7 protein-coding genes and 2 tRNA genes are annotated in these 10,655 nt (G+C 59.4%); 6 read left to right on the forward strand and 3 right to left on the reverse strand.

Annotation, left to right across the window (positions count from 1 at the left end):
- The first annotated feature begins 121 nt into the window (after positions 1-121).
- The 3 genes from ACVWXC_RS12810 to ACVWXC_RS12820 all read left to right on the forward strand — a co-directional run bounded on the left by ACVWXC_RS12810 (position 122) and on the right by ACVWXC_RS12820 (position 3,561).
- On the forward strand, positions 122-358 hold the full coding sequence (locus tag ACVWXC_RS12810; protein WP_041438293.1) for a DUF3148 domain-containing protein: 237 nt from the start codon (positions 122-124) through the stop codon (positions 356-358).
- A gap of 203 nt (positions 359-561) precedes the next feature.
- Positions 562-2,145, forward strand: coding sequence for a phosphoglycerate dehydrogenase (gene serA / locus ACVWXC_RS12815; protein ID WP_099812151.1), 1,584 nt, complete (start codon positions 562-564; stop codon positions 2,143-2,145).
- Positions 2,146-2,247: 102 nt separating this feature from the next.
- Complete coding sequence (locus ACVWXC_RS12820; RefSeq protein ID WP_414391004.1) at positions 2,248-3,561, forward strand: bifunctional folylpolyglutamate synthase/dihydrofolate synthase; 1,314 nt, start codon at positions 2,248-2,250, stop codon at positions 3,559-3,561.
- A gap of 62 nt (positions 3,562-3,623) precedes the next feature.
- Here the strand turns inward: ACVWXC_RS12820 and ACVWXC_RS12825 are convergent.
- Positions 3,624-3,697 (reverse strand) — tRNA-Pro (locus ACVWXC_RS12825).
- 305 nt (positions 3,698-4,002) lie between these two features.
- On the opposite strand from ACVWXC_RS12825, the gene ACVWXC_RS12830 reads away from it, so the two are divergent.
- Positions 4,003-4,203, forward strand: coding sequence for a hypothetical protein (locus ACVWXC_RS12830; RefSeq protein WP_041438291.1), 201 nt, complete (start codon positions 4,003-4,005; stop codon positions 4,201-4,203).
- A gap of 328 nt (positions 4,204-4,531) precedes the next feature.
- Here ACVWXC_RS12830 and ACVWXC_RS12835 read toward each other — a convergent pair whose 3' ends face one another.
- Positions 4,532-4,978: a hypothetical protein gene (locus ACVWXC_RS12835; protein ID WP_011430201.1), complete on the reverse strand. Its 447-nt coding sequence runs from the start codon at positions 4,976-4,978 to the stop codon at positions 4,532-4,534.
- A gap of 157 nt (positions 4,979-5,135) precedes the next feature.
- Between ACVWXC_RS12835 and ACVWXC_RS12840 the strand changes: the two genes are divergently transcribed.
- Positions 5,136-5,208: transfer RNA gene (locus tag ACVWXC_RS12840), tRNA-Arg, on the forward strand.
- Here the strand turns inward: ACVWXC_RS12840 and ACVWXC_RS12845 are convergent.
- The gene (locus tag ACVWXC_RS12845) at positions 5,209-7,878 is read right to left on the reverse strand and encodes a sensor histidine kinase (RefSeq protein WP_457393151.1); all 2,670 of its coding nucleotides are present in this window, start codon (positions 7,876-7,878) and stop codon (positions 5,209-5,211) included. It lies immediately after the preceding tRNA gene.
- A 987-nt stretch (positions 7,879-8,865) separates the two neighbouring features.
- On the opposite strand from ACVWXC_RS12845, the gene ACVWXC_RS12850 reads away from it, so the two are divergent.
- Positions 8,866-10,566 carry a primary-amine oxidase gene (locus ACVWXC_RS12850; protein ID WP_457393154.1) on the forward strand — a complete coding sequence of 567 codons (1,701 nt, stop codon included), beginning with the start codon at positions 8,866-8,868 and terminating at the stop codon, positions 10,564-10,566.
- The last annotated feature ends 89 nt before the right edge of the window (positions 10,567-10,655 follow it).

Consider the following 10,655-nt stretch of genomic DNA (forward strand, 5'->3'; position numbering starts at 1 on the left):
ATATCAACGACCCCCATCATGGGTAAGCGACTAAAGTGGCTAGCGGGCTTTTCCGCCCTGCACTCAAGTGCGGGGCTACCAAGCTATCCTTTTGTTGTGTAGCGTCGATGCTTGTGGGGTCATGTCTGAAGCTCAAGATTTGCTGCCGGTGGGGGCGAGGGTTGAGGTGGTAGAGATGCCTCCTTACTTGAAAACGGCTGACCCGATGCCGATGTTGCGCCCCGCCCATTTGATTCGGCTGCACGAACAAGGGGTGATCTTGCAGCGGCGGCTGTTGGGCACCTACAGTGTGCAGTTTGCCAATGGCATCTTTTTAATTGACGGCAAGTACCTGGCTCTTGTGGGATCCCGCCCGTGAGCGCCCCATCTCCGCCGGAGCTCAGGAGACTGGGACTTTTGCTCTTTGGGAGCTGCGGGTCTTGCGCGTGCCGGCGGACTTTCGCGGTAGATTAAAGGGTGCCGGCTGAGGTTGGGTCAACAGGGTGGCTGGGATCCAGCCTAGCTTGCAGTATTGGCTCTTCTGCTTCTGTTGCCCTACATCCGATTAGGCTATCGTCGCTTATGCCCAGAGTTATCGTCACGGATCCCATCGATCAGGCGGGGATCGACATCCTCTCCCAAGTGGCCCAGGTGGATGTGCAAACCGACCTTACGCCGGAGCAGTTGATCGCGGTCATTCCCAACTACGACGCCATCATGGTGCGCTCCGGCACGCGGGTCACCCGCGAGGTGATCGAGGCGGGGACGAACTTGAAAATCATCGGTCGGGCGGGGGTGGGCGTGGACAACATCGACGTGGCTGCCGCCACCAAAGCTGGGATCCTGGTGGTCAACTCCCCTGAGGGCAATACGATTGCTGCCGCCGAGCACGCCATCGCTCTGATGATGGCCCTCTCCCGCCACATCGCCGATGCCAATGCCTCTCTGAAAGCGGGCCAATGGAAGCGGCAGGAGTTTGTCGGGGTAGAAGTCTACAAAAAAACGCTGGGGATTGTGGGATTGGGTCGCATTGGATCCCATGTGGCCCAGATTGCCAAGGCGATGGGGATGCGGCTTTTGGCCTACGATCCCTACCTTTCGATGGAGCGGGCGGAGCAACTGGGGGTGCGCCTAGTGGATTTCAAAACCTTGGTGCAGGAGTCAGACTACATCACCCTGCATGTCCCCAAGACCCCTGAGACCACTAACCTGTTCAACGCTGAGACCTTCCGCATGATGAAGCCGACCGCCCGCCTGATCAACTGTGCCCGCGGCGGCTTGGTGGACGAGCAAGCCCTTTATGAAGCTCTCAAGTCCGGCCAAATTGCGGGGGCGGCCCTGGACGTCTTTGCCGACGAGCCCCTCAGCAAAGACTCACCTCTCCTTTCCTTGGGCAAGGAGATCCTGCTGACACCTCACCTGGGGGCCTCTACCGAGGAGGCGCAGGTCAACGTAGCCATCGACGTAGCCGAGCAGATCCGCGATGTGTTGTTGGGGCTGCCTGCCCGTTCTGCCGTGAACATCCCTGGCCTGCAGGCGGAGGTGCTGCAAAGCCTCAAGCCCTACCTGGACTTGGCGGAAACTTTGGGCAACTTAGTGGGCCAGTTGGCGGGGGATCGGGTGAGCCAGTTGGAGATCCGCCTCCAGGGATCCCTTGCGGAAAAAGATGGCCAGCCGATCGTCATCGCCGCGCTCAAGGGGCTTTTGACGCTGGCTCTGCGGGAGCGCGTCAACTACGTCAATGCTTCCATCGAGGCCAAGGAACGAGGCATTCGCGTGGTGGAGACGCGAGATCCCTCTTTGAAGGATTACTCCGGATCCCTGACGTTGATTGCCCACGGCCCCAACGGGGTGCGTTCTGTTTCGGGGGCGCTGATCGGGGAGCGGGAGGTGCGCATCACCCAGATCGACGAGTTCCCGGTGAATGTGCCCCCCTCCGCCAACATGCTGATGACCCTGCACCGGGATATGCCGGGGATCATCGGCCGCATCGGCACCCTGCTGGGGGCCTACAACGTCAATATCGCCAGCATGCAGGTGGGGCGCAAGATCATCCGCGGCGATGCGGTGATGGTGCTCAGCCTCGACGATCCTCTGCCAGATGGGATCATCGAAGAGGTGTTGAAGCAGCCGGGTATTCGCGATGCTTTTGTGGTGAACCTTTGACGGCTTCTGCCGCCACTGGGGAAGTGCGCAACCGGCCTGAGCAGAGGGGAGGGCAATCTCTTTGCTGGGGTTGGTGGGGATATCTTGAGTTGAGGTGAACGCTTGAGTCCGAATCACTTGCCGCCGACGGGTGGGATCTCAACCTGGGATTGGCCGGGGTTTCTGGAGTCGCTAGGCCACTTTGGCGTCGACCTCAGCCTGGATCGCATGCAGGTTTTGCTGCAGCGCCTGGGCCAGCCCCAAGCCGGGATCCCAGCCATCCACGTGGCCGGCACCAACGGCAAGGGATCCGTCTGCGCCTGGGTCAGCCACGCGCTGTGGGCGGCGGGCTATCGCGTCGGTCGCTACACCTCTCCCCACCTGGTCAATTGGCGGGAGCGGATCTGGCTGAGCGGCGAGTACATTTCGCCAGGCGACTGGAGCCGGGTGTTGGCCCAAGTGCGAGATTGCCTGCAGACCTACGCTCCAGGCGAGGCTTCCCCCACCCAGTTCGAGGCCATTACCGCCGCTGCCTGGCTGTACTTTCGGCAGCAGAAGGTGGACATTGCCGTGATGGAAGTGGGGCTGGGGGGGCGGCTGGATGCCACCAACGCCGGCATCGAGCCGGTAGTGACCGCCATTACCTCCATCGGCTGGGATCATTGGCAGCGTCTGGGCAACAGCCTGGCGCAAATTGCCTTTGAAAAAGCCGGCATTCTCAAGCCGGGGATCCCGACTGTGTGCGCGCCCCAACCCCCTGAGGTGATGGCCGTGATCCGGGCTAGAGCCGAGCAGACGGGCAGCCCCCTGCGGGTGGTGGAGCCCCTGCACTGGGCCGGTCCTCAGACTGTCTGCTGGCGGGATCAGGTGCTTACCCTGCCTCTTGCCGGTGAGGTGCAACTGATCAATGGGGCGGTAGCTCTGGCCGTTGTGGAGACCCTGCAGGAACAGGGTTGGCGGATCCCAGATGTCGCTGTCGAGAAAGGATTTGCCCTCACCCGTTGGCCGGGTCGCCTACAGTGGGTGCAAATTGGCTCCCGCCAGCTGCTGCTGGATGGGGCCCACAACTTGCCCGCCGCCCAGGCGCTGCGCCGCTACCTAGATGAGCACCAGCCCGGCCCCCTCACCTGGTATATGGGCATTCTCACCACCAAAGACGTCAAGGGCATGCTCGCCACCCTGATGCGGCCGGGGGATCGCTTCTTCGCCCTGCCCCTCTTCGGCCACGCCGGAACCCATCCGCAAGAACTGGCCCACCTGGCCCAGATCTTGCAGCCCCATCTTCGCTCTGTCCAGGCGCTGCCGGATCTTGCCGCTTTACAAGCCCAACTGCAGCAGCCGGCTGACCTCGACGAGCCGCCCGCGGTTATCTGTGGATCCCTATACCTCTTGGGCCAGGTGATGCAAGCTTGCCTGGGATGGGATCTGGCCTGCTGAGGTTCCTGCCACCAGTTTGGCCGAGCGCCCGGAGACCCCTAGCGCTTCCCCTACCGGCCCCATCGGGATGACAGGATTTGAACCTGCGGCCCTCTGCTCCCAAAGCAGATGCGCTACCAAGCTGCGCTACATCCCGCTCTTGTAATTATGGCAGATGATCAGCTAGAAAGCGCAGGAGCCCCGCCCTGTACCTCCCTAGATCCCCCCGCCCCCCTGCCCCCCGTATACGGGGGGTTGGGGGGGAAGGGGGGCGGTCGGAGCCGGGTAGTGTACGCCAGAGGCGAAGAAAGTGTAACGATTTCTCCAACAATTTCGCCGATGTTCTTTAAGAGATTTTGGGGAAGCCAGACAAACTTTTGCGTTATCTGACAAGAAGGTGAAGGAGAAGGGGAGGTTCTGGCTCCTGCGGTAGAAAGGTAGTGGGGCGAGTTGGCCTTGTCTATGTCCGATGAGCTGCTGCGTGCAATCCGCAGACGCGACCTAGAGGCCGCCACCTCAGCCGTGCAGCGCTTGCGTTCCCGCCACCTGAGCGAGGCTGTGATTACCTCGATGGTGATGGTGGCCGTGGAGCGACTGGCCTGGGATGAAGGCGATCGGGCCGCTGCCAGTTGGTTGCTACGTCACTGCTCCAGACGGCGCTGAAGGGATCCGGGCCGAGCGAACGCCTAAAGCACCTGCTGCTCGCGGAGAACCTCGGCCAGCAACCCCGCCAGGGAAGCGGCGATCCCGACCATCGAACACTAGCTCTGCCGTATTGCCCTCCCGGCCAAGGATGAGGATCCCTGGACGGAACACCTCCAGATTTTCAGCTAGAAACCGCAGGAACCCCCCCTATCCCCCCGCCCCCCTGCCCCCCGTATACGGGGGGTTGGGGGGGAAGGGGGGGCGGTCGGAGCCGGGTAGTTTACAGACGAAAACTCATTATGCTCTATCCCTTCCCACCGTCTATACGGTGGGAAATTCCGCGCATTTAAGTGCGCGCCAGCCAGCGCCGCAGCGGATGCCAGGCGGGCAAAGACAAAATCCAGCGGGACTGGCGCTCCAGCATCAAGCGCTCAATAGGATAGAGCCCAAACAGCTCGTAGCGGCTTTGGGCGATCAAGATCCCCAGCGTGAAGCTGACGCAAAGCAGCAAACCAAAGGTGGGCCAGCCGGGCCGGTAAAATAGGGCATAGCGCAGGCCTGTCCAGGTGAAATGGTTCCACAGGCGAACAATATCTGCCCGCAGCGCCCAAAGGCTGGGGATCCCGACCAGCAGCCACAACAGGCCCAGAAAGAGGAAGCTGCCGCCATGGTAGAGGCGCAACAGGCGCCTGGCCGGCGGAGAGAGAGATTCCAGGCCGGGAGGGTTTTCCGACCCCCAGCCGCGAGCAGCCTTCTTTTCCTCGACTGAGCTAGGATCGCGAGGCGATGACATCGAGATCCCGGTTCTCCAAACCAAGACCTTGTCATGATAACTTTAGCGACTGGGATCCCCAAACGAAGCTCCTTGGGGGGCATTAAGAGAGCGGGTTAAGCCGCGTAGCCGACCTCAGAGAGGAAACTCCTCCAAGGATATAATGGCTCTGCAGCTTGCCTTGCTAGCTCAATGGATAGAGCACCGACCTTCTAAGTCGATGGTTGCAGGTTCGAGTCCTGCGCAAGGCGCTAGGTGGATTCGCCTGGGATCCCGGCTTGTGGCGTTCGACTTTGAGAGGGGCACCACACTCGAAAGATGACTTGGCCAGAGTGACTTGCCACCGTCAGGGATCCCTCCAAGATCTCCATAGCCTTTTTGGCCAACGCCAGGCCCAGGCCCGTTCCCCCGGCGTTGCGGCAATCCAACTGGGGGAGGCGATAGAACTTTTCAAAAAGGCGGGGCAACGCTTCTGCAGGAATTTCCGCCCCTGTATTGCGCACCGTGATCAGCCAGCCGGGACGGCCATTGGAGTTAGCCTGGCTCACACTTAAATAGATGCTTTCCCCAGTGGGGGTGTACTTACACGCATTGTTTAAAAGCTCGCTGACCACCCGCGACAAGAGGCTCTCATCCGTGCAGAGGGGCCAAAGGTCGGGATCCCATTCCACCTGGAACTGTTGGCCCTGTTGGGCAGCTCGCAGCCGGAAGGGCTCGGAAAGATTGGGGATCCACTCTTGAGGAGATAACCAGGTCAGCTTGAGATCCCTATTTCCGGCTTCAATAGCTTGCAATTCCAAGAGCTCGTTGATCAAGTCCAGCTCGCGGTTGGTCTCCATCTCCAAAATCTGCAAGTAGCGCCTTTCCCGCTCGGTTAGGTTGGCTTTGGATAAAAACCCAATGGCCAGCTTCATGTTGGTGAGAGGTGTGCGCATTTCGTGGGAGACCATGTGCAGAAACTCATCTTTGAGTTGGTTGAGCTCCTGCAACTGTTGCACCTGACGCTGGATCGTTTGATAAAGACGTGCTTGGCGAATGGCAAGGGCGCATTGGCCGGCTACCCGTTGGATAAGCCGTTGTTCCCGCTCGGTAAATATCTGCCCCGGTGGACGGGATCCACAAATATTCCCCAAAACAAGCAGTTCCTCGTCTTGCCCTGCCAGATCCCTTTTTTCACAGATGGGGGCGACGATCAGGGTACAGCGGTCATGGTTAGGCCAGCAGGGGTGATGGAGATTGCTGAAGTGGCAAAGCTGTCCGCGCTGGAGCTGACGAAGCACATGGGTGAAATCCGCAAACGAAACCTCCAGGGGGAAGCGCCGGATCCCTTCTCCGGCCAAATAGTCCACCGCCAAAACGCTGACCTGCCGCTCTGGGTCATGAAGGGCAATGGTGCAGTTGGATAGGTTCAAGCTCAGGGCCAGTTCTCGGGCTACCGTTTCCAAGATTTTTTGTTCATCCAAAGTGGAGCGAATTTCTTCGGTGATGAGCTGGAGTAGCGCTTCGTCGTTGTAAGCTTGTTCGAGCTCTGCATTGCGCACCCGCACTTGGTAATCCAATTCAGCATTGGCCTGCTGCAGCTTTTGATAAAGCTCTGCCTGCTGAATGGCCACCGCCAGGTGCTCCCCGATAGCCTTGGCCAGCTCGATCTCGTCGGTTTGCCAATCCGGATCTGAGATCAGGCGCCGCAGGGCCAGGGCACCCCACACTTTTCCCTGGCAAGCCACTGGGATCACCAACCAAGGGCCCAGGTGGTATTCTCGCTTTTCATGGATAGCAAAGGGATCCAAAACTTGCTCGGGATCCGGCGCATGAAAAACTTGCAGCTGCTTCAAGTATTGGATGGCCACAATGTCTGGACTATCCGGGATGTGCAGGTGAAGGGCAGTGGGCAGATCAGGCGATTGGACGTAGCTGGCAACACCTAACCATACAGCCTCAGCCGGCAGGTACTGGTAAAGGGTAACCCGTGCTGCCTGTAACACTGCCCTCACTTCCCGGACTGCCACATCAAACAGGGTGGGCAAGTCGAGCGAGGCGTTGATGGCCTGAATGAGCTGGCTGAACAGCCTTTCTCGCTGCAATTGCCGCTGCAGCTTCAGCTCGGCTTGCTTACGAGGGGTGATGTTTCTAATGATCATCAGGACTTGATCTTCCTCATAGGGGACGATGCGAGCCTGCCGATATTGGGGCTGAGGGGATCCCTCTGGGCAGGGGTATTCGATCTCTTGAGCTTGCCGGGTTGCCAAGGCCAGCTCCAGATGCTCGCGAATGGCTTGGGCTATGGGTTCCGCCCCACCGGTGCAACCGGTATCAGGAAACAGCTCTTCAGGAGTTTTGCCCAGGTAGTAGGCAGGGGGATGGGGGACAGAAAAATGGCTGGGCGGCTTGAACTCCAGACAGCGGCCCTGGCGATCCAGACGAAGCAGCATGTCGGGCAGGGCTTCCAGGAGCTGGCGATAGTGGCGCTCTCGCTCGGCCAAGGTGGCCTCTAGTTGCTTGCGCTCGCTGATATCCAGGGTCACCCCGACAACATGGCTGGGATCCCCTTCCGGCCCCAAGAGCACAATGCCCTGGGAGAGGTACCAGCGCACCTGTCCGTTGGCTAAGCAGGCACGGTACTCGACGGCAAAGTTGGGATCCCCCTCCGTCGCCCTGCGCCCCGCCGACTGCAAAGCTTCCTTCACCCTTGGGCGATCTTCCGGGTGAACCCGCTCAAAAAACATCTCCAGGGTGAACTCCTCGCCGGGATCCCGTCCGTATTTGGCCTTGCACTGAGGCGAACTGCTCAGCTCCCCGCTGCGCAGATCCAGTTGCCAGTAGCCCAGTTGGGTGGCTTCCAGAGCCAAATAGAGATGCTCTGGATAAAAGCTGCCGTCTCCTGGCCGCACCGGCACCAGGCGGTATCGAGTTGAAGCCATCTCCCTCACCAGATTCTATGAGCCCTGCCTCATTGTGGACAATTTTCTTCGATCAGAGAACCTGGGAGATCCTACTATCTGTTAGAAATTCCTAACCTTAAGCATGGCTCCAGGGTAACTCTTAGATATGTGTTCTCCGACACCAAACCTTCAACTTGAGCTGGACTTCAACTTCACGGGGAGAAGGCCTAGGGTCACACCCTGCTGATGCGACCGGGAGGCTTTGGGCCGGGCTTGTGGGAAAGGGGGGTGCCTCTGCTATAGTATCGTCAGTTGCATTTCGGATCCCAAGTGGTGGGATCCCCCTGGCAGGTAGGGTTGGGGCAGGTTTCGAGACATTTTTGCGTTTTCGGGAGAGGTCGACGTTGGGTTGTGCCTTCTCGGTGTGAGCTTGCCCTTAGCCTGCGTGAAGCGTTTCTTCTTTTTTATGCTTTCCTGTGCAACGTTAAGCCTGACGTTTAATCACAGAAAACTTCTCTTGCTCTCGAGTTTGGGTTTATCTGTAGTAAGACCTGCATTCAGATTTTCCCGATGGGTTGACGGTTTCCTGTTCGCCCTGGCGCGGCTTCTCAAGGTGCCGTTGCCCTCTTCATTTGGTTAGCGGACGGGGAAACAGAAGATTGCTAGATCTGGACAATTAGCAGGGCCGAGGTTGTCTTCACTTCCTTGGGCTTTGGCTTAAGTTTTCCTTTCCCCGGGTATCTCTTGCAAAGTTGCCCGATGTTGGCGATGGCAACAGGATAGTCTGTTTAGCCTGCTGTTAGGTTTTCTGGATTCTCTGAGTTGGGTTGATGGGCTGGCCCGCGGCATGGCGAGCGAAGGGATCCCTTTGACCTTTCTCAGCAGACTTCTCCCTATTTTTTCCTAGCTCAACTCAATCATTTTCCAACCGAAGAATTCAAGGTTATTGCTGTGGTTTGTAAAGTTTCTCCCAGTTTGGATCGACATAGCCAGTCGAGTGAATCTGCTTTGCTTGGCCAGGCTTCATTGTCCCAAGGCCACCCCTTGGATCCCCTTAGCGCCGAGGAAATGCGGCAGGTGGTGCAGATCCTGCGCCGGCAACGGCCCCTCAGTTCTCAGGGGCGCTTTGTAACCATCCAGCTACACGAGCCGGATCGGCCTTGGATGGAAACTTGGCAGCCGGGGCAGCCGTGGGATCGGCAGGCTTTCGTGGTGCTGTTGGATCCGGCCAGTGGCAACACCTACGAAGCCGTGGTCTCTCTGTCAACACAGCAGGTGCGCTCTTGGCAGCTCATTCCGGGCGTGCAGCCCCCCCTGTTGGATGATGAGGTGTACGCCTGCGACCGCCTGCTCAAGGAGGATCCCCAGTTTTTAGCGGCTTTGCAGCGCCGAGGCATTGCCGATGTGGATTTGGTGATGGTGGACTACTGGACGGTGGGCTACTTTGGGATCCCGGAAGAAGAAGGGCGGCGGCTGGTGCGAGGCTTTTGTTTCCTACGTACTTCCCCTTGCGACAACGGCTATGCCCGCCCCATCGAGGGGCTCTACCCCTGGATTGACCTCAACCGCATGCAAGTTGTCAAGGTGGAGGATCGGGGTCTGTGGCCCTTGCCGCCGGAGTCCGGTAACTTCGACGAGCTGTTTTTCAAAGATTTTCGCCAAGACTTGAAGCCACTAGAAATCACTCAGCCCCAAGGGGTGAGCTTCCAGGTGGACGGCCACCACATCCGCTGGCAGAAGTGGGATCTGCGCATCAGCTTTAACCCGCGAGAGGGGCTCGTCCTCCACCAGGTGAGCTACGAGGATCAAGGCCGCCTTCGCCCAATTCTCTACCGCGCCTCGGTAGCCGAGATGGTGGTGCCCTACGGGGATCCGCGAGATCCCCACTGTCGCAAAAATGCCTTTGATGTGGGGGAATACGGCATTGGCATGCAGGCCAATTCCCTGCAGCTGGGCTGCGACTGCTTGGGAGAGATCTACTACTTCGATGCCTGGCTGCCCAGCAACAGCGGCGAGCCCATGCTCCTCAAAAACGCCATCTGCATGCACGAAGAAGACTTCGGCGTGCTCTGGAAGCACACCGACTGGCGCACGGAGCGAGCCCAGGTGCGGCGCTCGCGGCGGCTGGTGCTCTCTTTCTTTACCACCATCGGCAACTACGACTACGGCTTTTTCTGGTACTTTTACCAGGATGGCACCCTGGAGTTCGAGGCCAAGCTCACCGGCATTATCAACACCTGCGCCACCCTGCCGGGGGAGGAGCCGGAGTTTGGCGTCTTGGTGGCGCCGCAGCTCTCTGGTCTCAACCACCAGCACTTTTTCACCGTTCGCCTGGACATGGCGGTGGATGGGCCGGGCAACTCCCTCTACGAAGTGCATGCCGAGCCGCTGCCGCCGGGGCCGGATAACCCCTACGGAAACGCCTTCCGCGCCCGCTCCACCCTGCTCAAAACCGAGCAGGAAGCTAAGCAAACGGTGGATCCCTTGCGGGGGCGCTACTGGAAGATTGTCAACCCCAACCGCCACAATCGCCTGGGGCAGCCGGTGGCCTACAAGTTGATCCCAGGAGAAAATGTCCAGCTCCTGGCCCACCCCGACTCCTGGCTGTATCGACGGGCGGGGTATTTGGCCCACCACCTCTGGGCCACACCCTATCACCCTGGCGAAAAGTTCCCGGCGGGGGACTACCCCAACCAACACCCCGGTGGGGAAGGGCTGGTGAAGTGACATCCTCTCCCGCTAAGCCCTGACGGGCCGTAGACGGGAGCTTCCGAGAATCACTTCCCGGAGTTGCTGCTTCAACGGACTGGTAAACC

Source organism: Thermostichus sp. OS-CIW-20 (assembly GCF_054061455.1).

What these genes read in the sequence shown, in the direction of transcription:
- ACVWXC_RS12810 (WP_041438293.1), top strand. Translation starts at nt 122, where the DNA reads ATGTCTGAAGCTCAAGATTTGCTGCCGGTGGGGGCGAGGGTTGAGGTG.
- serA (WP_099812151.1), top strand. Translation starts at nt 562, where the DNA reads ATGCCCAGAGTTATCGTCACGGATCCCATCGATCAGGCGGGGATCGAC.
- ACVWXC_RS12830 (WP_041438291.1), top strand. Translation starts at nt 4,003, where the DNA reads ATGTCCGATGAGCTGCTGCGTGCAATCCGCAGACGCGACCTAGAGGCC.
- ACVWXC_RS12835 (WP_011430201.1), bottom strand. Translation starts at nt 4,978, where the DNA reads ATGTCATCGCCTCGCGATCCTAGCTCAGTCGAGGAAAAGAAGGCTGCT.
- ACVWXC_RS12845 (WP_457393151.1), bottom strand. Translation starts at nt 7,878, where the DNA reads ATGGCTTCAACTCGATACCGCCTGGTGCCGGTGCGGCCAGGAGACGGC.